Source organism: Paraburkholderia acidicola, assembly GCF_002362315.1.
GTDB lineage: Bacteria > Pseudomonadota > Gammaproteobacteria > Burkholderiales > Burkholderiaceae > Paraburkholderia > Paraburkholderia acidicola.
This window is the reverse complement of the sequence record NZ_MTZV01000001.1, coordinates 120,144-144,770: the sequence shown is the minus strand read 5'-3', so window position 1 is coordinate 144,770 and position 24,627 is coordinate 120,144. Positions and strand designations below refer to the sequence as shown.

General features: G+C 62.5%; 20 protein-coding genes. 6 read left to right on the top strand and 14 right to left on the bottom strand.

The annotated features are described in order from the left end of the window. Positions 1-50 precede the first annotated feature (50 nt). Positions 51-1,094, top strand: a complete 1,044-nt coding sequence (gmd, locus tag BWP39_RS00345; RefSeq protein WP_096716413.1) for a GDP-mannose 4,6-dehydratase — start codon at positions 51-53, stop codon at positions 1,092-1,094. A gap of 777 nt (positions 1,095-1,871) precedes the next feature. Here the strand turns inward: gmd and BWP39_RS00340 are convergent. The 10 genes from BWP39_RS00340 to BWP39_RS00295 form a co-directional block, all read right to left on the bottom strand. Continuing rightward, on the bottom strand, positions 1,872-3,074 hold the full coding sequence (locus BWP39_RS00340) for a glycosyltransferase family 4 protein (protein ID WP_096716412.1): 1,203 nt from the start codon (positions 3,072-3,074) through the stop codon (positions 1,872-1,874). Continuing rightward, entirely contained in the window at positions 3,074-4,354 is a 1,281-nt protein-coding gene (locus BWP39_RS00335; RefSeq protein WP_096716411.1) for a glycosyltransferase family 4 protein, read from the bottom strand. The genes BWP39_RS00340 and BWP39_RS00335 overlap by 1 nt, the downstream gene beginning before the upstream one ends. Next, entirely contained in the window at positions 4,355-5,815 is a 1,461-nt protein-coding gene (locus BWP39_RS00330; protein ID WP_096716410.1) for a glucose-6-phosphate isomerase, read from the bottom strand. 3 nt (positions 5,816-5,818) lie between these two features. Beyond that, entirely contained in the window at positions 5,819-6,991 is a 1,173-nt protein-coding gene (locus BWP39_RS00325; protein WP_096716409.1) for a glycosyltransferase family 4 protein, read from the bottom strand. Positions 6,992-7,079: 88 nt separating this feature from the next. After that, positions 7,080-8,003 carry a glycosyltransferase family 2 protein gene (locus BWP39_RS00320; protein WP_096716408.1) on the bottom strand — a complete coding sequence of 308 codons (924 nt, stop codon included), beginning with the start codon at positions 8,001-8,003 and terminating at the stop codon, positions 7,080-7,082. A 30-nt stretch (positions 8,004-8,033) separates the two neighbouring features. After that, positions 8,034-10,253 carry a polysaccharide biosynthesis tyrosine autokinase gene (locus BWP39_RS00315; protein WP_096716699.1) on the bottom strand — a complete coding sequence of 740 codons (2,220 nt, stop codon included), beginning with the start codon at positions 10,251-10,253 and terminating at the stop codon, positions 8,034-8,036. Between the two features lie 72 nt (positions 10,254-10,325). Continuing rightward, complete coding sequence (locus tag BWP39_RS00310) at positions 10,326-11,546, bottom strand: polysaccharide biosynthesis/export family protein (RefSeq protein ID WP_207556505.1); 1,221 nt, start codon at positions 11,544-11,546, stop codon at positions 10,326-10,328. After that, positions 11,525-11,968 carry an arsenate reductase/protein-tyrosine-phosphatase family protein gene (locus tag BWP39_RS00305; protein WP_096716407.1) on the bottom strand — a complete coding sequence of 148 codons (444 nt, stop codon included), beginning with the start codon at positions 11,966-11,968 and terminating at the stop codon, positions 11,525-11,527. Before BWP39_RS00305 ends, BWP39_RS00310 begins: the two co-directional genes overlap by 22 nt. 22 nt (positions 11,969-11,990) lie before the next feature. Beyond that, positions 11,991-13,421 carry a UDP-glucose dehydrogenase family protein gene (locus tag BWP39_RS00300; protein WP_096716406.1) on the bottom strand — a complete coding sequence of 477 codons (1,431 nt, stop codon included), beginning with the start codon at positions 13,419-13,421 and terminating at the stop codon, positions 11,991-11,993. 129 nt (positions 13,422-13,550) lie between these two features. Next, positions 13,551-14,948: an undecaprenyl-phosphate glucose phosphotransferase gene (locus BWP39_RS00295; protein ID WP_096716405.1), complete on the bottom strand. Its 1,398-nt coding sequence runs from the start codon at positions 14,946-14,948 to the stop codon at positions 13,551-13,553. 502 nt (positions 14,949-15,450) lie between these two features. Between BWP39_RS00295 and BWP39_RS00290 the strand changes: the two genes are divergently transcribed. After that, entirely contained in the window at positions 15,451-16,980 is a 1,530-nt protein-coding gene (locus BWP39_RS00290) for a mannose-1-phosphate guanylyltransferase/mannose-6-phosphate isomerase (protein WP_096716404.1), read from the top strand. A 77-nt stretch (positions 16,981-17,057) separates the two neighbouring features. On the opposite strand, the gene BWP39_RS32460 is transcribed toward BWP39_RS00290, so the two are convergent. Both BWP39_RS32460 and BWP39_RS00280 read right to left on the bottom strand, forming a co-directional pair. Then, positions 17,058-18,224 (bottom strand): transposase, encoded by a 1,167-nt coding sequence (locus BWP39_RS32460; protein WP_096716697.1) that lies wholly within the window; start codon positions 18,222-18,224, stop codon positions 17,058-17,060. A gap of 601 nt (positions 18,225-18,825) precedes the next feature. Further along, positions 18,826-19,122: a YciI-like protein gene (locus BWP39_RS00280; protein ID WP_096716403.1), complete on the bottom strand. Its 297-nt coding sequence runs from the start codon at positions 19,120-19,122 to the stop codon at positions 18,826-18,828. Positions 19,123-19,328: 206 nt separating this feature from the next. Between BWP39_RS00280 and BWP39_RS00275 the strand changes: the two genes are divergently transcribed. The 3 genes from BWP39_RS00275 to BWP39_RS00265 all read left to right on the top strand — a co-directional run bounded on the left by BWP39_RS00275 (position 19,329) and on the right by BWP39_RS00265 (position 21,375). Beyond that, positions 19,329-19,625: a PsiF family protein gene (locus BWP39_RS00275; protein ID WP_091016710.1), complete on the top strand. Its 297-nt coding sequence runs from the start codon at positions 19,329-19,331 to the stop codon at positions 19,623-19,625. Positions 19,626-19,953: 328 nt separating this feature from the next. Beyond that, positions 19,954-20,394, top strand: coding sequence for a hypothetical protein (locus BWP39_RS00270; protein WP_096716402.1), 441 nt, complete (start codon positions 19,954-19,956; stop codon positions 20,392-20,394). A gap of 393 nt (positions 20,395-20,787) precedes the next feature. After that, a complete protein-coding gene (locus BWP39_RS00265; protein ID WP_096716401.1) occupies positions 20,788-21,375 on the top strand; it encodes a BPSL1445 family SYLF domain-containing lipoprotein in 588 nt (195 codons plus the stop codon). A gap of 145 nt (positions 21,376-21,520) precedes the next feature. On the opposite strand, the gene BWP39_RS00260 is transcribed toward BWP39_RS00265, so the two are convergent. Both BWP39_RS00260 and BWP39_RS00250 read right to left on the bottom strand, forming a co-directional pair. Further along, a complete protein-coding gene (locus tag BWP39_RS00260; RefSeq protein WP_091016696.1) occupies positions 21,521-22,588 on the bottom strand; it encodes a glycosyltransferase family 4 protein in 1,068 nt (355 codons plus the stop codon). A 305-nt stretch (positions 22,589-22,893) separates the two neighbouring features. After that, complete coding sequence (locus BWP39_RS00250; protein WP_096716399.1) at positions 22,894-24,057, bottom strand: AAA family ATPase; 1,164 nt, start codon at positions 24,055-24,057, stop codon at positions 22,894-22,896. A gap of 208 nt (positions 24,058-24,265) precedes the next feature. Here BWP39_RS00250 and BWP39_RS00245 point away from each other — a divergent pair, with 208 nt between their 5' ends. Continuing rightward, entirely contained in the window at positions 24,266-24,619 is a 354-nt protein-coding gene (locus BWP39_RS00245) for a GNAT family N-acetyltransferase (RefSeq protein WP_096716398.1), read from the top strand. Positions 24,620-24,627 lie beyond the last annotated feature (8 nt).

Here is a 24,627-nt window from a genome sequence, read left to right as displayed (position 1 = left end):
CTGTTTGCAACGGCGCGCAGATTCCGATTATTTACTACCGAAGGCAACTCATGACCAACCAGCGCAAAGCGATCATCACCGGCGTGTCCGGCCAGGACGGCGCATATCTGACGAAACTGCTGCTTGGCAAGGGCTATCAGGTGACCGGCACCTATCGTCGCACCAGCTCCGTCAATTTCTGGCGCATGGACGAACTCGGCGTGACCGATCATCCGAATCTGCGGCTCGTCGAACACGATCTGACCGATCTTGGTTCGACGCTGCGGCTGCTCGAGAATGCGCAGGCCGACGAGTTGTACAACCTTGCGGCGCAGAGCTTTGTCGGTGTGTCGTTCGACCAGCCGGTGACGACCGCGGAAGTCACCGGTATCGGTGCGTTGAATCTGCTTGAGGGTATTCGCATCCTGAACCCGCGGATGCGTTATTACCAGGCCTCGACCTCGGAGATGTTCGGCAAGGTTCAAGCGGTGCCGCAGCGCGAGGACACGCCGTTCTATCCGCGCAGCCCGTATGGTGTGGCGAAACTGTTCGCGCACTGGACGACGATCAACTATCGCGAGTCGTACGATATTTTCGCGACCAGCGGGATTCTGTTCAATCATGAGTCGCCGTTGCGGGGACGTGAGTTCGTTACGCGCAAGATCACTGACACGGTGGCCAAGATCAAGCTTGGCAAGCATGACGTGCTTGAGCTTGGGAACATGGATGCGAAGCGTGATTGGGGGTTTGCGCAGGAGTATGTGGACGGTATGTGGCGGATGTTGCAGGCTGATGAGCCTGATACGTATGTGCTTGCGACGAATCGTACGGAGACTGTGCGTGACTTCGTGCAGATGGCGTTTGCTGCGGCGGGTTATCAGCTGGAATGGTCCGGCAAGGCGGAGAGTGAAACGGGTGTCGATGTTGCCACTGGCAAGGTGCTGGTTCGGGTGAATCCGCGCTTTTATCGGCCTGCCGAAGTTGAACTGTTGATCGGGTGCGCTGATAAGGCTCGGGAGAAACTGGGCTGGGTGCCGGAGACTACGCTGGAGCAGCTTTGTCAGATGATGGTGGCTGCGGATGTTGCCCGGAATCAGGTCGCTGAGACGTTTTAGGTTTTTTGCCTGCAGCAGGTGTTTTCTTGCCTGTGCAGGCGGCTCTTCGTTAGCGCCTCGCGGCGCAGGCGTTGCCCCTGTGCGGGGCGGCACTTCCTTTCTTTGCCGCGGCAAAGAAAGGAAGCAAAGAAAGCCGCTCGATACGATAGCGGGTCATTTCCGTGTGCTGCCTTCGTGGCCCGCGCCTAAGTGTCGTCCTCGCAATGACACGGTAGTGGTCCGAGACGAGATCACACCTCGTGCCTTCAACGGTAGTGACAAGGCGCTCATCCGTTCCGGCGAGCTTCGCCGCCGATGGGCATAACCCTCTTCGTCTTCGTTTAGCGCATCCTTGTGTCTTCGACTTCAACCTTCCTCGTTGCGCTTCAACTTGCCTCTTTAACTTCGTCGCCAGGTTGCCATTCTGGCTTGTGCTTCGAACCGCCTTCAACTTTCGCATTAGGCTCTGACGTTGCGGTCCGCGGGTCGGGTTTCCGCTGTGGTCACCCATCCGCGAGCACCTAGTGCGAGTGGGATGAATGACGGCCTTGTCACTACCGTTCAATGTCCGAGGGATGATCTCGTCTCGGACCACTACCGCGTCATTGCGATGGCGACACTTAGGCGCGGGCCACTCCGGCTACACATGGAAATGACCCGCTATCGTATCGAGCGGCTTTCTTTGCCTTCTTTCTTTGCCGCGGCAAAGAAAGAAGGTGCCGCCCCGCACAGGGGCAACGCCTGCGCCACGAGGCGCTAAATCGCAGCCGCCTGCACAGGCAAAAAAACAGCAATAACCTACGAGGCCGCTCCTATTTGAATAGCCTCTTCATAAACCTGGGCCACCCGCCTGGCAATCACACTATTATCGAAATTCTCCCGCGCGTAGGCTTTACACGCGTCCGCGTCCGGCAACTTCAACGAACCGTTCAGTGCGCGTGCAAGTCCATCCGCGATTGCGTCCGCGCCCGTCGTCGGTAGCACGAGATCCTGCGACAGTCCTGCGACCGCTTCGGGCAAGCCGCCCACCGGCGTCACCAGCACCGGCGTACCCGATGCCAGCGATTCCACCGTGATCAACCCAAACCCTTCCAGCGCCACCGTCGGCACCACACTGATCGTCGCCGCCCGATACAGCGCCGCCAGATGCTGATCGGGCACGAAGCCCAGCAGCTTCACGTTCTCCCCAAGACCCGCTTCATCGATACGCGTCTGCAGTTCGCCTTCAAGCCGTCCCTTCCCTGCAATCAGCAACAGCACGTCCGGTTCGCTGCGCTTCAGCAGCTTCACCGCATCGATCAGATCCTCCAGCCCCATACGTCGCACAAGACGTCGCACCGCGAGCACGATCGGTCGCCCGAGCGGAAGCTGTAACTTGAGACGTGCTTCGTTTTGCGACATCGGCAGATCGAACTGATCGACATTCACGCAACCGGGTACCACGCGGATGCGGTCCTGAGGAATGCCATAGCGCGTCGTCAGGATCTTGCCGAATGCGCTGGACAGCACGATCAAGCGCGACGACCGCGCGTACACGGTCTGCTCGAGATAACGCTTCGCACGCTGACCTAGCGAATCGGCGCCCTCCACGTGGCTTTCGTCAGCCCACGGTCCCTGGAAATGCGATACCTGTGGAATACCGCGCGTCACATCGAGACCCGGAAACGTGTACAGCGCAAAGTGCGACGAGATCACGTCGGGGCGCTGCGCATCGATCTGCCGACGCAGCGCACGCCGCGCGGCCATCAGGCGCAGCGGCAGCGACTGAGCAGCCGATCCGAAACCTTCGATTGCACCATCCGTGTCCGCGGCAACCCGTGCCGAGCCCGCCACTACGCCGCGCACTGCGACGCCCGCACCCGGCAGCGCGCCGACGAGCGAGTAGTACATCCGGTCGAGACCGCCCGCGCGTTCGGGAAACCAGTGCATTCCGATCTGCAGCGAGCGGATCGAACGGGTGGGTGTGGCGGGGGGAACAGCTCTCAGTGTGGTGGCCTGCATTATTTCGCTCCCTCGTGGCCTGCGTTGTGACCTGCGAACAGGTTCGTCGCCGTCGTAACGGTTGTAGCCGTTGTTGCATTCGTCACGCTAGCGACGTTCGTGACATTTGCGGTATCGGTGGCATTGCCGGAGCCGGATCGTGCCGTGCGCTGCCCCGCCAGTTGCCGGTACAGCGCAATGTATTGCGCAGCCATCCGCGGCCAGCCGAAGCCAGTTGCGAGCTCATGAGCCGCGACGCCCATCGCGCGGCGCGCATCGTCGGCACCGGCCAGCTTCGCGATCGCCGCAGCAAGCGCCTTGGGATCGTCGGGATCCTCGAGCACGATGCCGCATTCAGGCGTAATGATCTCCGCACCACCCGCCGTGCGCGCAGTGACCACCGGCAAGCCCGCTGCCATCGCTTCGAGCAGCGACAGGCTCATCGCTTCGTAACGCGACGGAAACACGAAGGTATCCACCGAATGCATCAGCACCGGCATCTCTTTCACGAGCCCGAGAAAATGCACGCGATGCGCGATGCCAAGCGCCTTTGCCTGTTCCGGATAGGGACTACCAGGCAGATAGCCCGCCACCGCGATATGTACATGCTCCGGCAAATGACGCAGCGCTTCGAGCACCGTGCCGAGGTTCTTGCGCGGTGTGCGCAGATCACCGACGAAGAGCAACAGAAACGCATCCGCGGGCAAACCGAACTTCGCGCGGTCGCCCTCTGCCGCCGCAAAGCCCTGCGTATCGACGCCGTTATAGATCACATCGAGCCGGTTCTCCGGAGTGAGGCCGATCGCCTCGATCTCTGCGGCGACTTTCTGCGAGACCGCAGTGATCACGCGCGAGCGCCGATAGGCACCGCGTTCGAGCCACGCATTCAGGCGCGTATAGATCGCCTGGTAGGCGGACCACAGGCCCTTCGTGATACCGAACGGGTAATACGGGCTGCGCAACCAGCCGCTGTGCACGAAGTGCGCGGTGTTGACATCGGCGGTGGCCCAGGTGATGAAGCCGTTCACGTGCAGCACGTCGTATTCGCGGCGATGCAGCCGCAACCACAACGCGCTGCGTAGCGCAAAGACCTGCTGGCGCAGCAGATTGGTCGGCCACCAGCGGCCGATCTCGATCGGTACCCAGCGCACCAGTGGGTGCGCGAGCAGATCGGGCGAGACATGCGATGCGACGAGCGTCACCGCAATGTTCTCGTTAAGCGCCGCTTGCGCGATCTCGTGGTTCACGCGCCCCTGGCCGTCGTTATGGCGAACGACGTGCGTGACAATGGCGACTCTCACTCAGGTGCCTCCGTTAAGAATCAGATTGCGTCTGCGGTTCTGTTTTTGCCAGTGGGCCGCGGAAAGAATCGAAAACATGCTCATGAAAAGCAGCAACCCGCCGGTACCGACCAGCGAATTGGTGAACACCAGCATCCCGACGATCGCAATGCTCAAGCTCACGCAGGCCGATACGAACTTGTCGTCGCGCAGGCGGAGCGATGCGCGGATCGCCCGCGCGAGCACCCACAGGATGCCGGACAGATACAGCAGCGTGCCGGGCCAGCCGAGCACGAACGGAATGTTCATCACGCCGCTATCGAAGTTGCCGTACTTGCCGAGGTCGCCGCCGTCGTTCGACAGTTTCGTCGAGGTGCCGGTCGCGCCGAGACCCTCGCCCGACACATCGGTAAACGCGGTCTTCGCAAACGATGCGTAGAACTCGTTGCGTGCCGCGTAACTTGCATCGTCGTTGAGATTGACGAGCGTCTGCAGGCGCGCCTGCATGCGGTCCGCGACCGGCCCGACCGCGAGCAGCGGCACACACAGGCCAGCCAGCAGCACCGCGCTCGCAATGATGCGAATGCGGACACGATTGTTCGACTTGAGAAGTTGAATAACCAGCGCGATCACCCAGCCGCCCCACGTCGAGCGCACGAGGCTCAGCGCAAACGACAGGAAGCCGAGCGCACCCGCGATCCAGCGCACGCGATGATTCGCCGCCATCACATAGACCATCGCGCCCATCATCGCGAAGGCGAACGGTCCCGACGAATTCATCGTGCTGAATACGCGCACGCCATAAGGCACCGGGTCACCCTGCGAATTCATCTGCGAACCGATCATCCACATCGCGTCCCACTGCGGCATCACGAAGAACTGCACGACGCCGTAGCCGCCCATTACGAGCATGCCCCAGATGAACGTGTTGACGATCGTGTCGCGGTACTCCGGGTACTGCCGCGGGTTCGCCATGATGTGAAAGCCGATCAGGATCGGATAGATCCAGTTGGCGAGATCGTAGGCTGCAGCAAGTGGCCCGCTCGACATCACACCGACCAGAAAACCGTAGCTGAGGCCGAGCAGGATCAGCAGTACGGGCAGGCCGCGGCGCTGCGCCAGCACCGGGTAGTAACGCACCAGCGACAACCCGCTGATCATCGTCACCGCCAGCGGCGCGATCTGGATCAGGCTGGTCGGGGTGAAGCCGCCCTTCGACCAGTCGGCGAGACGCCGCACTTCGGGGCTCAGGAACCACAACCACCACATGAAGCCGACATAGCGCACGGGGCTCTTGAAGTAGAGCCACAGGCCCGTGAGGATCGACAGCACGGGGAACGCGAGCGTCAGCACCGTGCCCTGGTGCGCGATGATCAGCACGGCGGTGATCACCCACAGCAGCACGGGTGGCAACCACACCTGCGGATCGCCGCCGAAGGGACGCGCCGCACCGGCGGCGGCAGCTCGCATGATCGACGACATCGCTTACCTGCCCCCGCGGGCTTCACCCGACGATGTGTGCTGCGCCGTCGCGGGCGACGGTGATGCAGGCGTTGCACCGGCGCTCGGCCGGGCGCGCGCGGCGGGGTTCCGCTGCAGCAGTTCTTCGGTGATGCGCACGTGCTGGAGCGCGAACTGGCGCGTGGTGAAATCGCGCGACATCAGTTGCAATGCTGCCGATTGCGCCTGGCGCAGCGCCTGGGCCGGTTGCGCAACGAGGCGGTCGGCGGCTTCGCGTAGTGCGGTGGCATCGAACGGCGGTATGTAGGCCGCCGCCTGCGCCGAAAAGTAATCCTCCAGTGCACCGACCTGCGTCACGATCATCGGTTTGCCCACGGCCGCAGCCTCGAGCATCACGGTGATGCCCGACGCGTGCGAGTTCGGGCGCAGCGGCACCACTACGACGTCGGCCCAGTCGTATAGCTCGCGTTGCTTGCGCAGGCCCGCGGCGGGCGCGATTTCGACGTTCGGCGCACGCAGCGTCTGCGGGATCTTGCGCCGCGTCGCGAGGCGCACGCTGTAACGCGCGTCGTTGCCGAACGCGGCGATCAGCGTCTCCCAGTCGCGATCGCGATCGTTGCCGATCGCAGCAATGCGCAGCGGTGTGTGCGGTGTCCATTCGGCGGGCGTCTGCACCGGAAAATCCTGGGTGTTGAGCCCGTAGTACACATGCGTCGCTTCACGGCCGAGATAGCGCCGGCACAGTTCCGCGTTCTCGCTCGCGAGCGTCGTCAATACGTCGGCACGCGCAATCAGCTTGCGATACAACCAGCGCCGCAACGCGCCATAGTGCGGCCACTTGTCGAGCAACCAGACGCTTTGCGCGAGCAGCAACGGCGGCGCAACACGCCGCCCCGCCAGCAACAGCACCAGCGCAACCGACAGATACTCCTGCTCGGTATGCGTCCAGATCACATCGGAGGCGAGGATCTCGCTGCGGTTGCGCCACGTGTGGATCAGGTCGAAACCGAGCACCGCCTTCAGCCCGCGACGAAACAGCCGCACCGGTGCGCTTTCGCGCGCGTCCTGCGAATAGCTGAGCGCGAATTCGTCGGATTCCGCGTGGTGATAGCCGTACAGGCAACCGATGTTCTCGCCCTTACGGTAAGACCGCGGGTCGGCGCCGTAAAACAGATGCACGTGAATGTTCGTCGTCATGCAGATACTCCGGACCGCCAGCGCAGCCAATAGTGAGTGCTCGTCGTATGCATCGACAGCAATGACTCGACGTATGAAGCCATCACGCTCACGACAGCGCGCGGCGCGCTTCATGCGCCCCGCCGCGCACCGCGCGCCAGCGCGACCATTGCGAGCGCCCGCGTTTCGACAACAGCGCGAGTACCGCATGCGCGAGACCGGGATAGACACGCGTGCCGACCAGCGCGTACCACCACCAAGCCGTCTCGCGATGCAGCGGCGGTAGCTTCTCGCGCAGGATCAGATGCAGGTTGTAAGCGGCGTTGCGGACCGCGGTGAGCGTCTGCGCGTCGCGGCGGTCCTCGTCGAAGCGCTCGGCCGGATAGTGATCGACGGCGACGCGTGGGTCGTACACGAGCTTCCAGCCCGCGTTCTTCACGCTCAGACTGAATGCCATGTCGTTGTGCACCTGGGCGCCGCTGCCGCGCAGCCGCGCATCGAAGCGAATCGAACCGATCGCGGCGCGCCGGTAGCTCATGTTGGCGCCCTTCAGCAGATCGACCTCGCGTGCCTCGCCCACGCCCAGATGATGATTGCCGATGATCTTCCCCGACGGCGTCAGCTTGCCGACCAGCGGCCGCGAACCATCAAGGATGCGCCCGCGTTCGTGGACCCAGTCGCGTCCACCGAGCGCACCGAGCCGCGCGTCGCCGGCAAACGCCGCGGCGATACGCTGCACCCATTCGGCACGCGGTGCGGCGTCGTCGTCGGTGATGGCGATCACGTCGCCGGTCGCGGTATCGAGCCCGCAGTTCAGCGCGGCCACCTGGCCTGGCAACGCGACCGGCGCGACCCGCAGTGGCAAATTGCCAGTGACGGCCGGATCGCGCAGGCAGGCATGCGTTGCGTCGTCGTCGGCGCGCGCGACCACCACAACTTCATCGGGCGCGCGCTGCTGCAGCTGCAGCGCGGCGAGACAGCGCGCGAGATCAGCCGGGCGGCGGAATGTCGGGACCAGTACCGTCACTTTCATCTTGTGTTCTCCAGTCTTATCGGATGAATTTCACGTACTCAGATATTCCTGCACGGCCGCGTAGCTACGGTCATAGCCGCGCGAACGCGCCGGCATCGCATTGAAGATGCCGCCCTGCACGTGCACACCGGCCACCTTCAGGCGCTTGAGCGCATCGCCGATCTCGCCTTCGTTGTGCATGCCCGAGCGCATCACGAAGAACGTCGAACCGGCATAGCCGCCGATGATCGACGCGTCGGTCACCGCGAGCACCGGCGGCGTATCGATCAGGATCACGTCGTAGCGCTTCGCGAGACCTTCGAGGTATTGCGGCAGACGCGGCGACATCAGCAGCTCGGATGGATTCGGCGGACGCTGGCCGCACGAAATGAAGTTCAGGTGCTCAACGTTGGTCGGACGAATCGCTTCTTCCAGCGAGATCTGGCCCGACAGCAGTTCCGACAGACCGTTCTCCTGCGGGCCGCCAATATGACGTTCGAGCGAACCGCGCCGCATATCGCCGTCGATCATCAGCACGCGCTTGCCCGAATGCGCGAGCAGCACGCCGAGGTTGATTGTCAGAAAGCTCTTGCCGACGCCGGGCATCGGCCCGGTCAGCACGATCACGCGGTTGCGCGCATCGAGCAGCGTGAACTGGATCGACGTGCGCAGACTGCGCAGGCTCTCGATACAGACATCCTTCGGGCGCGCGACTGCCAGCACCGCGCGCTGCCGGTCGCCGCCGCGCACCACCGCCTGTTCGAGCGCTGCCTGTTCCGTGCTCAGCGGGATGAGGCCGTACACCGGCAGATGGAACGTGCGTTCGACGTGTTCCGGATCGTCGATGCCCTTGAACATGTTCCGGCGCAGGAATACGAAACCGGTGCCGACGATCAGCCCGAGGATCGTCGCCGCCGACAAAATCAGCACCTTCTTCGGCTTCACCGGCGAACCGGGACGCAGCGCGGCATCGACCAGATGCACGTTGCCGCCGGTACCGGCCTTCTGCACCGCCAGTTCCTGCACGCGGTTCAGCAGCAGCACGTAGATGTCTTCGGCGACCTTCGCATCGCGTTGCAACTGCACCGCTTTCACTTCGGTTGCCGGCAGATCGCGGAAGCGGTCGCTGTATTTCGTCCGCTGCGATTCGAGTTCGGCAAGCTGCTGGCGCGCGGCCTTCAACATCGGATGGTCTTCGCCGTAGCGCTGCTCGAGCGAGGCGATCTCCAGACGCGTCGACGAAATCTGGTTCTCATACTGGACGCTGCCTTCCAGATAGACCTTGGCTTCATCGCTCGCGTTGATCGAACCGGACTTGCTCTGATATGCGGTGAGCGCCGCTTCCGCGCGTTCGAGATCGCTCTTCAGGCGCGGCTCTTCGCTCTTCAGGAAGTCGAGCATCTTGCTCGCATCGGCCTGCTTGGTCGCGATGTGTTCGCGCAGATACGACTGCGCGAGTGCGTTGGCAATCTGTGCGCCGCGCGCCGGGTCGCCGTTCTCGAGCGAGATCTGGATCACGCCGGTGCCCTTGCCCTGCTCGGTCACCTGGATCGCGGACTGGAACGCCGTGATGGCATCGAGATCGTTGGCGCGCATGACGTTGAACTGCGTGCCCGGCCGCGCGATCAACTGATTCACGAGGATCGACACACCGCCGCCCTGTGCGAGCTGACCGGCTTCGCCATTCAGCAGCACGGTGCCGTTAGGTGCCTGCAACTGATAGCGGCCGTCGCCGAGCGCGGTCAGCGTCATCTTCTGGCCTTCGAGCGCCGGGGTGACTTCGACGGAATCCACGTCGGCCACTTCACCGCCCCATGCGTACGAACTCATACCGAGCCACGGATGCCCCGGGTGTCCCGGCGTCGCGAGCCGCGCCGCGAGGCTGCCGAGTATCGGCAGCGTTTTCGGCCCGATCATGAAGTTGAGCTTGCACTGCTGCACGACCGGTGCAAGCACACCGCGGCTCTTGATGATTTCGATTTCGGCATCGGTAGGCAGCGCCGTCGAACCGCTCGTGATGGCCGCGCCGGTCTGTGTCTGCGTAAGCGCCTGCGACGTGTTGTCGGACTGCTCCACACGCACATGCGCATCGGCCGAATACACCGGCTTCGCGATGTAGCAGTAGAGGCCGGCCATCGCGACGATGATCGCCGCGATGCCGATCAGCCACCAGATGTCGTCGACGATGACCTGCAGCAGCTGACCGAGGAGAACATCCTCTTCCTCGGTCTTCGCCATCAAGGCCAGATGCGGATTTACTTGATTACTCATCATTCGGTCCCGGGTGGGTCGCCCCGGGCATGCGCTCCGGAGGGAACGCATGCCGTGCGGCGGTTCAGGCGTCTAGCGGGTCAACTGCTTCACGTAGAACATGGTCTGGATCGTCGGCAGCACCTGGTTCAGCACGCGATTGAACGTGGCCGATGCGGCCGTGCCGACGTAGATCACGTCCTGCGGCTGCAACTGGAACTGCGCCGACAGCATGATTGCGTCGGGCTGCGTCAGGTCGAGCCGGTACGCTTCAGGCTTCGTCGGGTTGTCCTTCATGCCGCGCAGCACGTAGATCTGCCGCGGGTTGGCGTCGGTGTCGAGAATGCCGCCTGCCTGCGACAACGCATCGGCAATCGACAGACGGCCCTTCAGCATGTACATCGGCTGCGGCGACTTCACTTCGCCGAGCACGAACACGCGGCTGTTGGTGTTGTCCGGTACGTTGATGATGTCGCCTGCCTGCAGCATCACGTTCTGCGTCGTGTCGCCGCGATCGAGCAGGCCGTTGGCGTCGAGCACATACAGCTGCTTGTTGCGCGTGAGGCGCACGCGCTGCAGATCGGCATCGGCGTTCGTGCCGCCCGAGCGCGTGATCGCATCGACGAGCGTGAGCGGCACGTCGCTGATCGCGAGCGGCCCCGGCGTCTTCACTTCACCGGTCACCTGGACTTTCTGGCCGCGGTACGACAGCACGCGCACGTCGACCTGCGGGTTCTTGATGTAGGGCGTGAGACCCGCGGCGATCTGGTCGCGCAGTTCGCCGGCGGTCTTGCCGCCCGCGCGGATGCGGCCGATGAACGGAAAGTAGATCGTGCCGTCGGCAGAGATGGTCTGGCCGAACGGATCCGCCTGACCGGGCAGCGCCGTCGTGTACGGCTGCTGCAGTACCTGGCCAACCGACTGGGTGGTATTGCCGCCCGCCGACAGCGTGGTGCCGTTAGGTGTGGTCAGTTCGGGGTGATCCCACACGGTCACGCCGAGAATGTCCTGCGGCGAGAGCCGGTAGATGTACTGTGCCGGGTCCGCAAAGCGCGACGGCGGCAGCGCTTGCGACGCTGCCGCAGCCGCTTGCGCCTTCGCCTCGGCAAGCACGAGATCGGAGTCGATCAGCTTGACCGGATAGGTTTCCTGCGGCGTCGAACGCGGTTCCTCCTTGAGCCGCGACGTGTCGAGAAAGTATCCCGGCACAGTCGAGCAGGCTGACAGAAAGGTCGTCAGCAAAATGGGCGCCGCGAGCGACGTGAGCGGCATGAATTTGCGCATCAACATATTCAGCATATTTTGTTCAGCCATCCCATGACCAGTCGATCGATAAACACGAGGCTCTGGCGGTAGTCGGACTCGGCGCGGCCGTGCGGATCGGCGACGTCAGCGTCTTCCCACTTGCCGAGCGGATAGACCTTGCCGCGTGCGGCTGGATCCAGCGACTCGACGTCTTCCACCTGACGGCGTTCGGTGACGAGCACCAGATCGGCGTCGCGCACGATGCGGCGCGTGAGCCGCCGCGCGCGATGCTGTCCGGCCCGGATACCCTGCTGCGCCAGCAGCCAGCTCATCACCGGGTCGATGTCGGCGCCGTCCTTCGCGCGCAGGCCCGCTGACTGAAAAGCGATCGGTTGGGCCACGTCGCTGCGCTGGCGCGCCTTGAAGAGCGCTTCAGCCGCGGGCGAACGGCACACGTTGGCGTGACAGACGATCAGGACATTGGCGAACATAGGCAGCTCCTCGTGACGCGCGTCAAATTGCAGCAGTAGTACGCGCAGGCTGCCGCGACACAGCCTGCTGCACTTCGTCGCGGCCGATCGCGGCGTACTGACGACCGATCGCGTGATACTCGATGCCGAGTTCGCGCAGCGCATCCGGTTCGTACAGGTTGCGGCCGTCGAAGATCAGCGGGTTCTTCAACAACTGTTTCAGGCTGTCGAAATCCGGACTCTTGAACACCTTCCACTCGGTGAGAATGACCAGCGCGTCGGCGCCGTCGGCCACTTCCATCTCTTCGTTCGCGAACGTGAGCCGCGCGAGCTGTTCCGGCGCGTGCTGCAGATCGAGTGCGAACACGCGGCGCGATTCGTCGCTGGCCACCGGATCGTAGGCCTTCACGGTGGCGCCGCGCGCGAGGAGCTCAGCGATCAGCGGACGGCTCGGTGCTTCGCGCATGTCGTCGGTGTTCGGCTTGAACGCAAGACCCCAGACACCGAACGTGCGGCCACTCAGATCGTCGCCGAGTCGAGCCACGATCTTGTGCGCGAGGATCTTCTTCTGCGCTTCGTTCACGGCCTCGACGGCCTGCAGGATGCGCAGGCCCTCGTCGTATTCGTCGGCGGTGCGGATCAGCGCCTGCACGTCCTTCGGGAAACACGAGCCGCCGTAACCGCAGCCTGCGTACAGGAAGTCGTAGCCAATGCGCGGATCGGAACCGATACCGCGGCGCACGGCCTCGATGTCGGCACCGACGCGGTCGGCGAGATTCGCGAGTTCGTTCATGAACGAGATGCGCGTGGCGAGCATCGCGTTGGCGGCATACTTGGTGAATTCGGCGGAACGCACATCCATGTACAGCGTGCGTTCGCGATTGCGGTTGAACGGCGCGTAGACGCGCTTCATCAGTTCGCGCGCCTTTTCACCCGGCACATCGTCATCGCAACCGAGCACGATGCGATCGGGCCGCGTGAAATCTTCGACAGCGGCGCCCTCTTTCAGGAATTCCGGATTCGACACGACCGAGTACATGTGATGCTCGCCGCGCGTGGCCAGTTCTGCCGCGATCGCTTCGCGCACGCGCAGCGCGGTGCCGACCGGCACCGTCGATTTATCGACGATCACCTTGAAGCCGGTCATGTAGCGACCGATGTTGCGCGCTGCGGCGAGCACGTATTGCAGATCGGCGGAACCGTCTTCGTCGGACGGCGTGCCGACCGCGATGAACTGGATGTCGCCGTGCGCGACGGCGGCTTCGACATCGGTCGAGAACTTCAGACGCCCCGCCTTGCGGTTGCGCGCGATGACCTCCAGCAGCCCGGGTTCATGGATCGGTACGCCGCCGTTGTTGAGGACGTCGATCTTGCGCGGATCGACATCGAGACAGAACACGTCGTTGCCGATGTCGGCAAGACAGGCGCCTGTCACAAGGCCTACGTAACCGCTACCGATGATCGTCAGGTTCATGAATTACACCTCGGAGATTGAATGCGTCCAAAACGGAAAAAGTGGGCTGCGATGCGCGGGCATCGCATGCCGGAATGGATCTGTGCCTGTGGCAGCCCGCCCGGGTGCACCAGTGCATTGGCGCGCCGGTCAATAGGCGTTGCGGCCGGCGAAGCCCTTCCATAGCGTCAGCACGACGATCTTGATGTCGAGCCAGAAGGTCCAGTGCTGCATGTAGTACAGGTCGAGCTTCACGCGCCCCATCATCTTTTCGATGCGGTCGGTCTCGCCCCGGTAGCCGTTGATCTGGGCCCAGCCCGTGATGCCAGGCTTGATCCGGTAGCGGTGCATGTAGCCCTTCACCAGATCCTTGTAGATGTCGTCGTGTTCGAGTGCATGCGGCCGCGGTCCGACCACCGACATCTCGCCCTTCAACACATTGATGAACTGCGGCAGTTCGTCGAGACTCGTACGCCGCAAAAACGCGCCGACCGGCGTGATGCGCGAATCGTGGCGCGTCGCCTGGGTCACCTTGCCCGCGACCTCGGCGTGCACTTTCATCGAGCGGAACTTGTAGATCTCGAACTCGTTGCCGTCGATCCCCTTGCGCTTCTGCCGGAAGAACACCGGCCCGGGCGAAGTCGTCTTGACCAGCGCCGCGATTACCAGCATCACCGGCGCCAGCGCCGTGAGCGCGCCGAGTGCAAACAACCGGTCGAACACGCGCTTGGGCAGCACGCGCAGATCGGTGATCGGCGACGCGGCCAGGTTGATCGCCGGCACGCCGAGCAGATCGACCATCGGCTGGCTGAACAACGTCAGACTGCGCACATCCGGAATGAAGCGGATGTTGACGAAGTCATGCCGGAACTCCATGACGAAACGATGAATCGCACGCTCCTTCGAAATCGGTAACGCAAGCCACAGTTCGCGAATCTCACGCGTTCGCACCAGCCGGATCATCGCCGCGTAATCGCGCTCCACCGGCACACCTTCGATCGCTTCCGCCGCGTCCGGGTCCTCGTGGTGATTGCGCGACCCTTCTTCGTCGAACACGACCACCGGGCTGAAACCCGCTTCCGGCCGGCTGCGGATCTGCTCGATCAGGAACTTTCCGTACGGCGCACCACCGACTATGGCCACCGCCTTCAGGTTGAAGCCTTCACGACGCAGACCCTTCAGTACCGTGTAGACGAGCACCTTCGTGATCACCAGCAGCAGCACCGTGATCAGCGCCCAGTACGCAAGCCACAGCCGCGACAGCAGTTCGGCGCGGTGCAGGCTGAAGCTCATCAGAATGCCCGTTCCTTCCACCATCAACCAGCCGCCCGTCACGCGCCACAGCAGGTCGTACAGCGGCTTGCCGCGCCACGACTGGTAGATACCGAGCGCCGGAAAGAACACGACGACCAGCAGGCAGTTGAACGCCAGCGTGACGCTCTGCATGTCGTTCAGCCAGCCGAATTGCCCGCTGTGGAACGCCGCCGCGAGCCACGCGCCGAGTCCGACCATCGCAATGTCGATGATTCTCGATAACACGCTCAGCATGAGCCGTACCTCAGTTCGTCATTCAAGTTCCGTCACCTGGTTGCGTTGCACGGGAATCGTTGTCCGAATGAGTGAATACCCCTGTACAGGGTTAGATAAAGCGGCATTAAAATTCGCGCTGCAAGGCCGCAAAATATCTCAAAATGTATCGGTAATCCTTGCACCATTTTTGTTGAATTTTGTTCGGCAATTTTTACCTTTTTACTGATGTTGCAGGGCGCCAAGCCCCTCCTTCGCCCCGTTTTCTGTACGAATTCCCGCCTTCTGCGGGAGCGCTTCCGGAACATGTTGCGTAGCCGCAAAAATTCCAGAAAATTTCGCCTGGCGGATTTCGTCGATTATTTTTTTCGATTCTATTTTTTATTGAAATAAAACCGTCGCACGTTGACCGGAATTGATCATTTTCTTATTCCATTTCCGATACGGAAATTTCTCGTTCTTTTATTGACTATTTACGTCGTGATACAACTCATCGCATTGACCCAGCCCCGAGGAGTACATCATGACCGTTCCGGTTACGGCGCCTGCCGCCGACACCCGGTTTTCGACTGTCACGTCCCAGAACGTCAAGCTGAAGGTTCATCCGGTGATCCTTGCCGGCGGTTCCGGCACGCGCTTATGGCCCATGTCGCGCGAACAGTATCCGAAGCAGCTGATCGGGCTGCTCGGCGACGATTCGCTGCTGCAATCGACGACACGCCGGCTCGATGGGCTTGAAGCAGGTTATCTGCTCGCCGACCAGCTGGTTGTGGTCAGCAATGAAGAACACCGCTTCACGACAGCCGAACAGCTGCGCACGAGCGGCAAGACGAGCCGGCTGATTCTCGAACCGGTCGGTCGCGATACGGCACCCGCGCTGACGGTGGCCGCCCTGTCGATCGTCGCGGAAGACAGCGACGGCATCATGGTCGTGATGCCCGCCGACCACGCCGTCACCGATATCGCCGGGTTCCACGCGGCTGTCGCGGCCGGCGTGCAGCATGCGTCGAACGGTCATGTGGCGACGATGGGTATCGTGCCGACGCACGCCGAAACCGGCTACGGCTATATCCGCATCGGCGAGGCGCTGACGGGTCCGGTCAACGCACCGGGCGTCGCTGCACACCGGCTCGATCGCTTCGTCGAGAAGCCGCATCTCGAACTCGCGCAGCGCTATGTCGCCTCGAACGAGTACTGGTGGAACAGCGGCATCTTCATCATGCGCGCGTCGACATGGCTCGCCGCGATCGCCCACTTCCAGCCCGCGATTCACGATGCCTGTGTCGCGGCCTACGCCGGCGGCAAAACGGATGGCGACTTCTTCCGGCTGCAACGCGATGCGTTCGTCGCCTCGCCGTCGAACTCAATCGACTACGCGGTGATGGAGCAGCTCGGCAACGATCAGTCGGTCTGCACCGGCGTGGTCGTACCGCTCCAGGCGGGCTGGTCGGATGTCGGGTCGTGGGATGCGATCTGGCAGATCCTGCCGAAGGATGAAGACGAAAACGTCGGCCGCGGACGCGTGATGTTCGAAGGTTCAGACTCGACCTTCGCGCATTCGGAAGGCCGGTTGATTGCCTGCGTCGGAACACACAACCTCGTCGTCGTCGAAACCGCGGACGCGATTCTCGTCGCGGACAAGGCGTGCGTGCAGGACGTAAAAAAGATTGTCGGCCGGATTCGCAGTGAAGCAGGCCCCGAAGCGGCGAACCATCGCAAGGTTCACCGCCCGTGGGGCCACTACGATTCCGTCGACACCGGCGAGCGCTTCCAGGTGAAACGCATCGTCGTGAAGCCAGGTGCGCGTCTGTCGCTGCAGATGCATCACCACCGCGCGGAACACTGGATCGTCGTGCGCGGTACGGCGCTCGTCACACGCGGTGAAGAGCGCTTCATTGTCTCCGAAAACGAATCGGCTTATATCCCGCTTGGTGTCACTCACCGACTCGAGAATCCCGGCAAGATGCCGCTGGAAATCATCGAGGTGCAATCCGGTTCGTATCTTGGCGAAGACGACATCGTGCGCTTCGACGATACGTACGGACGGCAGTAAGTCACTTGCTCAACGGGTAGTGCGGTAGTGCGAATCCTGCGGCGGCTGCTCCTGCCGTCCGCGGGTTGCTGCTGTGCTCATCCCGCGTGGGAGACGAGTTCTGGGGCTTTCGGGAATCGATCGCCCGCGTTGTCTACCTGCTCTCCGGCCGGTGTGCTGGTCGGGTAACGGCGCAGCGCGACCCTGCATGCGTGGGTGTACGCAGCGACATGGGCGTTGGCTGAATAACTGTTTGCAACGGGTTCCGGCACGGTACGGACGGCGGGCAGTGTGCGTGGCGCACTTTGCAGCGGTGCTGCGACGACACTCTCGTGTCTGACGCCATCGGCATCGTGTCTGGCTTCGATCCGTGCTGCCGGCACTGCGTCGTGTTGTGCTTCACGTTCCGCTGCGCGCACCGCTTCATCGATGTCCGCAACGGCATCGAGCGTGCGGCAATGACGGTCGATCCAGTCGGCGGCCCAACCTAGTGCAAACTCCTGCGCCGCATCGGCCTGCGCGAAACGCGGACCGATCAGGCCCGAACGCTCGACACGCTTGCCGTCCTTCATGATCTCGGCCCATGCCCGGAACATCGCATTGGGCACCTGCTCGACCGCAACGTAGATCACATAGCCGTGCCGGTCGACGATCTGCTTGCCGCGCGAAGTCATGTTCATCCACACCGGACGATGCTCGCAATCGAGCGGCCGCTCCGCGCCGACATGCGCGCGGTCTTGCAGCAGTTCTTCATCGGTGGTTTCTTCTGACGCCGTGCCGGAGAGTTGCCGTGTGATGTCGGCGATCGGGTCGAGCGAACGCCACTCGTGCGCGGGGTGTGCCGCACGAGGAGAGTTTTGCCACGACTCGGGACTTCTCCAGAACACGCCACGCAAACCATCGTCACGCAGCGCGGGCGTGTGCGGCTGCGTGTCGACAACTGGTTTAGGTGTGGCGACGGGTACGCCGGGTTCGGGCACATACGCGAAGCTGCGCCCGACCTGCGATAGCAGACGGACCATCTCGGTCAACGTGCCGTTGATCTGCCATTCCTCAAAACGACGTCTGCACGTCGGACCTGACGGATAGCGGCCTGGCAGTTTCGACCAGGGCTCACCGGTTGTCAGGATCCAGAGGACCGCATTCGCAACGATGCGCGGTTCGGCTCGGGGTCGGCCACGTCTGTTCAGACGGATAGCCGGCTCATCAGAAACAAGCACAGCAAGCTGCGCCCATTCGTCATTGCTTAGCTCATCGAAAAACATGCGTTTCTCCACGCAGCCTGGCCTGGCCGCGGCGAGGGGCACTCGCGATTATTGATCTGGCGTCATTCGCGCTATGCCCCAGGTTGCACAATATGCTTTACGTTTTAGCCCGTTTGCGAAAATCAGCACAGCCTTAGTGCGGACTTTCCCATTGACGAAGCACAAAACATGGTCTCACTCGTGCATGGGAGAATTTGTGCACGAAGCATACCATCCCCAGGGTTTGCGTGAATATGACAAAGACAAGTGTTACGGAAAGAAACAAACTTGTCCTTTTCGCTGCGTCGTTTCCTTTGCTGCCTGGGCAGACGGGTTGGTGGTCCCGGCGCCTCTAAACGCGGTCTGACAGCGCATTGGCCGAGGGATGGGCGAATTGGCGCGTTGCGCGCCCGTTGGGCTGGTGCAACGGCACTTATTAACGGGCGCGGATCGGCCACGGGTCTGCCATGAATGGACGCTACGGTATTCATCGCGACTGCCTGGCGCGGTTGAGACGGGGCGTCGACATGATGCGCGTTGCATCGTTGGGATTCCTGTGCGATTGCGTCGCCGCTTTATCGCACCGATACGCCCTTGCTCAGTCGTTACCGCCTATCGCCCGCTAGCGCACCGGCGTCGCCGCCTGTTCGCCAACGACGGTTGTCCACGGGCGCACGCGCCAGCGCGTGACGAGCCCCTCGCGCACATACGGATCGGCTTTCGCAAACGCCTCGGCGACCGCCGGCGACGCGCCGCTAAAAAGCAACACGGCGCCATCGACGGGATCGGCCAGCGCCCCGGCAAGCAGCAGTTCGCCGCGCTCCGCCGCGGCCCATGCGAGCTGCAGGTGCGCCGCGCGGTAGTCGCCGCGCCGCTCCAGGTAGTCGGCGGCGAGGTCATAGAACATCAGATAGTGCATGGTCGGGCTCCTGGGCTATAGATGAACAATCACGGGATGGGCAATCGCGCTGAGGGAATATCCTGCCTCGCCGCTGTCAACCAATGCAACTATTTAGCCGTTCTGGCAGACAGCTTTGCCATAATGGTCATCGCGCCAGGCTTTGGATGACTGAGACGCCTCGTCGCAACGACTACCAATAACGTTCAATATCGTGGGAGTGTCAAATGAAAATCCAATCCGCTATCGCTGCCCTCGTCCTTGGCGGTCTGCTGACCAGCGCGCCGGCCTTTGCCCAGAATGCCCAGCAATCGAAGATGGCCACCTGCAACACGCAGGCGACCGGCAAGAAGGGTGACGACCGCAAGGCATTCATGAAAAGCTGCCTGTCGAGCGCACCCGTTGCCGCATCGGGTCCGATGAGCCAGCAGGACAAGATGAAGATGTGCAACACGCAGGCGACCGGCAAGAAAGGCGACGACCGCAAGGCGTTCATGAAGACCTGCCTCAGCAACAAGGGCTGAGCCACGACAGTATTTTGTCTGTAGGCCCGCCAGGCCGGCGGCATCGCTTGACACAGCCGGCCTGGCGGGCCTTTTCCGTAGCGCCCCCTCCCTCAGCAGGTTCCGCTTTCCTCGGAACGCTCGCTTCGCTGTCGCTGTAGACACCACGTAACACCATCCAACCAGCATCGATCGTGCCTGTTCGGCATTCCGCTGAGCCCCGACACGCGCGCCGCCGCCGGATTTCTTCTATGATGGCTGCGGAGACGGCCCACCCCACATAAAACATCATGCGCCACAGGGCCGCCGTCTTGTCGTTGATGCGAGCGCGCATTGAACGGAGGCAAGAATGGCATGGAGACAAAACCGCTGGTTCAGGCGATGGCTGGTCGTCATCGTGTTCTGGGCCGTGCCGGTACTGATAGTTGCGGTCCGCGAGATCCACGAGGAGATGGCCTACAACGCCGTCGATCTCGAGCACGCGCTGACCACCTGGGACTTCACCGATGCGCAACGCGCCGCAGGCGCACCCGCGCGCTGTCACGGCAAGCCCGACGAGGCACGCGCCGCGGGCTGCCCGGCCGACGTGCTGGCCGCCAACGCAGCGCGTCAGCAGGACGCCATCGATGAGTATTCGGTTCGCCGCAGCACGCTGGCCGGCTACCTGTGGCACGCGTTCGTCGGCTACTGGGTCGTGCCGGCCGCAGTGCTGTTCGGCTTCGGCCTGGTGATCGCCGGGGTTCGCCGCGCACTGCGCCGACCCACTGTAAAAAGCAGCGCGCCGCATTGAAGTTCGGTAATCGATGCCGGATCACGTTGCGAAAACCCGACGTCGAGAACGACGCACCACGCTTTCAGAATCTTTTCATCGAACGGATAAACCGCGCACTTCCGGTAAAAAAAACCGGCCGCGGGATCGTTCCGGCGAGCCACGAGCAGTGCACCAGAATCGGGGCGATAGCAGGCGAAATCACTACGAAACGCCGGTAGCCGCATCGCTTCGACCCATCCGCAGATCGGTCAAAGTTACGCCGCCTAGCTTGTGCGCTTACCCGCAAACGCCCGTGCGACAAGGCTTTTCGTCGGTCAGGCACGCGCGCTGCTACTGTTCTCATGTGTTATAACCCAATGGCCAACCGTCATCACTGATCCGGTTGCCCTGGAACCACGATGGAGAAAAAAGATGCAAAGACGAAACTTCATTCTGAAAACCACCGCTGCGCTTGCTTTCGGAGGCCTTACGCTCGCGGGCTGCACGACGACGCCCAATAGCACGCCCACCGCCTCGGCCAATGCGTCGAAGCGCGACTCGATCAACGCCAGCGTCGATGGCACGATTTCCAAGCTGTATTCGACGGTACCGGGTTCACGCGAACTCGTCTCGAAGGCGCGCGGCGTCCTCGTGTTCCCGTCGGTCATTCAGGCGGGCCTGATCGTCGGTGGGCAGTATGGGGAAGGCTCACTGCGCGTCGGCGGCAGCACGGTCGGCTACTACAGCACGGCGTCGGGCTCGTTCGGTCTGCAGGCCGGTGCGCAGTCAAAGGCAATCGTCTTTCTGTTCATGACGCAGGACTCGCTCGACAAATTCCGCAATTCCGACGGCTGGGCAGCTGGCGGCGATGCTTCCGTGGCGCTCGTGAAGATGGGTGCCAACGGCTCGATCGACACGACCACGGCGACGGCTCCTGTCGAAGTCTTCGTGATGACCAATGCCGGCCTGATGGGCGACATCTCGATCGCCGGCACGAAGGTGACGCGTCTGAACATCTAGCGCGCTGTCGCTCCGGCGGCGGGATGGCCGGATGGTCGGAGTACGGCCCTCCACCGGAGGTGCAAGGCAAAACGGCGCTGCCGCAAGGCAACGCCGTTTTTTTATGCGCGTGCCTGATGCACGGATGCACGCCACGCCGATCCAGCTAGTTCGACGACGTATCGATCACCTTGAACCGCGAACGCTTCTGCGCGCGAATCACCGATTGATACGCTTCGACGTATTGCTGCGCCATCCGGTGCGACGTGAAGCGCTCCTCGAAGCGCTGCCGCACGCCCGCTCGCGGCACCTTGTGCAGGCGGTTCACGGCGGCCACTGCGCCGATCTCATCCTCGACGATGAAGCCCGATACGCCGTCGTCCAGCACCTCCGGCACCGAGCCGCGATTGAAGGCGATCACCGGTGTCCCGCACGCCATCGCTTCGATCATCACGAGACCGAACGGCTCCGGCCAGTCGATCGGAAACAGCAGCGCGTGCGCGCCCGACAGAAACTCGGCCTTCTGGTTGTCGGCGATTTCACCGATATATTCGACGTACGGCAGATCGAGCAACGGCTTGATATCGCGCTCGAAATACTCGCGGTCGGCGGCGTCGACCTTCGCGGCGATGCGGATCGGCATACCGCAACGGCCCGCAATGCGGATCGCGGTATCGACGCGTTTTTCCGGCGAAATACGGCCAAGGAACGCGAGGTACTTCTGCTCGACCGGCTGCGGCGTATAGAGCGCCTCAGGCAGCCCGTGATAGACCGTGGTGAGCCATTTCGCCTGCGGCAGCGGATGGCGCTGTGCATTCGAAATCGAAATCACCGGCGCGGTGTTGAACGTATCGAATACCGGTTGCTGCTCGGGCAGATCGAGACGGCCGTGCAGCGTCGTCACAAACGGCGTGTCCTGCCGCTTGAAGACCGAGAACGAGTAGTAGTCCATGTGGAAATGCAGCACATCGAACTCGTCGGCCTGACGGCGCACCAGTTCCATCAACAGCATGTGCGGCGCCACGCGATCGCGAATGCCGGGGTCGAGCCGCAACGCGCGCGGCCAGACGGCTTCGAGCTTCGCGCTCGTGACCGAATCGCCGCTGGCGAACAGCGTTACGTCATGGCCGAGTTCGACCAGCGCCTCGGTGATGTACGACACGACGCGCTCGGTACCGCCATACAGTTTGGGGGGCACCGACTCGGTCAGTGGGGCGATCTGGGCAATTCTCATTGAGTGTCTCCATGAATCTGATGGCCGCCCGTTCGGGGCGTGCCTCGTGCGCAACAGGCACCAAGGCTTCAACCAGGGGCCAGCGATGGCGCCAGAGTATGCCAGCGTGGCGGCAACCGATCAATGCGGGCCGATGCGGACAAGCGTGCCAGACAGACCCGCCTGTGCCTCATACCTGACGATTATTCTCGATTGTGCGCGCAAACGCGCGACGGTTTGCATTTCCTGCGCGCTGTTACAGTCGAGAAACATCCGCGGCACGGCACCGATATGCCATTCAGTACTGCGTGCGGTGTCATGTGCACTCAGCGGGATGGCCATTTCCACGCGGGAATATCGTACTCGTCGATATTGGCAATCCGCGTCGAACCGAGCTGTTTTTCGAGCATCACCGACAGGCTGCCCTCCTCGCGCTCGAGCGCCGCGATCAGCCGCGTCGCATGCGACACCACCAGTACCTGCGACCGCGTCGATGCGTGTGCGATCAGCCGCGCGAGCGCCGGTAACAGGTCTGGATGCAGGCTCGTCTCCGGTTCGTTCAGGACCAGTAATTGCGGTGGGCGCGGCGTCAGCAGCGCAGCGACCAGCAGCAGATAGCGCAGCGTCCCGTCGGACAATTCCGCAGCACTCAGCGCTCGCAATAGCCCATGCTGCCGCATCGTCACTTCGAAGCGGCCGCTATGATTGACGATCTCGAGGCGCGAGCCGGGAAATGCATCGTCGATTGCAGCATCGAGTGCGGCTGCTTCACCGATTTCGGTGATCGTCTGTAGTGCTGCAGCAAGATCGGTGCCGTCGTCGCTGAGCACCGGCGTATGCGTGCCGATTTGCGGCAGCCGCACGGGGGCTTCGGCATCGGTGCGGAAGTGATCGTAGAAACGCCACGAGCGGATCTGTTCGCGCACCGCGATCATCTCAGGCGCGCTTCGTGGGTCGGAGAACTCCGTCATCATGCTATCGAAGCTCGCCACGGGCTGCGGCACGGTTTGCCATTCGCCGTCTGCATCGCGGGCGCGCAGCACCGCGCCGTGCCGGTCGACCAGCAGCGCAGACGGACGCAGCATCGGCCCGTTCCAGATGCATTCGCGCTTGATCACCGGGTCGAGCGCGAATTGCGATTCCGAAGGAGACGGCAACCCGAGATCGATCGCGTAGCCGAAGGTGTCGCCGGCAAAACCGAGCCGCAGGCTCACCGGTTCGTGACGGCGTACGCCCGTGACCGGCTCTTCGCCGGCCAGCATCGCACGCGAGAAGCGCTCGGGGCCGGCCCACAACGTGGACTGCAAACCACCCTCGCGGGCCAGCGATGGAATCACGCCACCGCGTGCAGTCACCGCAAGCAAACGCAGCGCACGATAAACGCTCGATTTGCCGCTACCGTTCGGTCCAGTCACGATATTCAGCTTGCCGAGCGGCACGATCAGCTCGCGCAGCGAGCGGTAACCGGCAATGGCGAGTGTCGTTAGCATGGACCTTCCATGATTGTCATGTGTGCAAGTACGGGGCGCTTCAGAAAACGGAATTATGCCCGTTACGCGGACAACGTCCGTCTGACTCAGGCTTCTCCGCCGAGGTTCGCAAAAGCGAATAGGTCTTCGCAGTTTTGAACGCGTAGCGGCGAAATAGTCACCATCATTATTCTTTGGAAAAAATGTGCCCCACGAATTCGAGACCAAGATGGAATTCACGACGAAACGATTGCGCATCTTCGAAGTGGCGCCGCGACACGCCGCACAGCTCTGCGCATCGCTGCTCAAGGACGCCGAGGTAGCCGCGCTCGTTCCCTGGGTGAACGGTAAAAACGCAAAAGACGTTGGCCAGGAGACCTTGCGTATTGAGCTCTTATGCGGAGCCGGCAGCCTGAATGTCTGGGCGACTCAAAGACTCGAAGATCAGGTTCTGATTGGCGCTGTGATGGAGACGCCGTCGCTGGTGGGGAGCAATGTCGAGGTCATTCTTGGCCGTCAGTACTGGCATCTCGGATACTCGGATGAGGCGCTCGCACCCGTGCTCGAATGGATAGCATCGTAGGTTCGGGC

Excerpts from the sequence above, each read along its gene's own strand:
- gmd (WP_096716413.1), top strand. The coding sequence starts at position 51 with ATGACCAACCAGCGCAAAGCGATCATCACCGGCGTGTCCGGCCAGGAC.
- BWP39_RS00340 (WP_096716412.1), bottom strand. The coding sequence starts at position 3,074 with ATGCAGGCCACCACACTGAGAGCTGTTCCCCCCGCCACACCCACCCGT.
- BWP39_RS00330 (WP_096716410.1), bottom strand. The coding sequence starts at position 5,815 with ATGTCGTCGATCATGCGAGCTGCCGCCGCCGGTGCGGCGCGTCCCTTC.
- BWP39_RS00325 (WP_096716409.1), bottom strand. The coding sequence starts at position 6,991 with ATGACGACGAACATTCACGTGCATCTGTTTTACGGCGCCGACCCGCGG.
- BWP39_RS00320 (WP_096716408.1), bottom strand. The coding sequence starts at position 8,003 with ATGAAAGTGACGGTACTGGTCCCGACATTCCGCCGCCCGGCTGATCTC.
- BWP39_RS00315 (WP_096716699.1), bottom strand. The coding sequence starts at position 10,253 with ATGAGTAATCAAGTAAATCCGCATCTGGCCTTGATGGCGAAGACCGAG.
- BWP39_RS00310 (WP_207556505.1), bottom strand. The coding sequence starts at position 11,546 with ATGGCTGAACAAAATATGCTGAATATGTTGATGCGCAAATTCATGCCG.
- BWP39_RS00305 (WP_096716407.1), bottom strand. The coding sequence starts at position 11,968 with ATGTTCGCCAATGTCCTGATCGTCTGTCACGCCAACGTGTGCCGTTCG.
- BWP39_RS00300 (WP_096716406.1), bottom strand. The coding sequence starts at position 13,421 with ATGAACCTGACGATCATCGGTAGCGGTTACGTAGGCCTTGTGACAGGC.
- BWP39_RS00295 (WP_096716405.1), bottom strand. The coding sequence starts at position 14,948 with ATGCTGAGCGTGTTATCGAGAATCATCGACATTGCGATGGTCGGACTC.
- BWP39_RS00290 (WP_096716404.1), top strand. The coding sequence starts at position 15,451 with ATGACCGTTCCGGTTACGGCGCCTGCCGCCGACACCCGGTTTTCGACT.
- BWP39_RS32460 (WP_096716697.1), bottom strand. The coding sequence starts at position 18,224 with ATGTTTTTCGATGAGCTAAGCAATGACGAATGGGCGCAGCTTGCTGTG.
- BWP39_RS00280 (WP_096716403.1), bottom strand. The coding sequence starts at position 19,122 with ATGCACTATCTGATGTTCTATGACCTCGCCGCCGACTACCTGGAGCGG.
- BWP39_RS00275 (WP_091016710.1), top strand. The coding sequence starts at position 19,329 with ATGAAAATCCAATCCGCTATCGCTGCCCTCGTCCTTGGCGGTCTGCTG.
- BWP39_RS00270 (WP_096716402.1), top strand. The coding sequence starts at position 19,954 with ATGGCATGGAGACAAAACCGCTGGTTCAGGCGATGGCTGGTCGTCATC.
- BWP39_RS00265 (WP_096716401.1), top strand. The coding sequence starts at position 20,788 with ATGCAAAGACGAAACTTCATTCTGAAAACCACCGCTGCGCTTGCTTTC.
- BWP39_RS00260 (WP_091016696.1), bottom strand. The coding sequence starts at position 22,588 with ATGAGAATTGCCCAGATCGCCCCACTGACCGAGTCGGTGCCCCCCAAA.
- BWP39_RS00250 (WP_096716399.1), bottom strand. The coding sequence starts at position 24,057 with ATGCTAACGACACTCGCCATTGCCGGTTACCGCTCGCTGCGCGAGCTG.
- BWP39_RS00245 (WP_096716398.1), top strand. The coding sequence starts at position 24,266 with ATGGAATTCACGACGAAACGATTGCGCATCTTCGAAGTGGCGCCGCGA.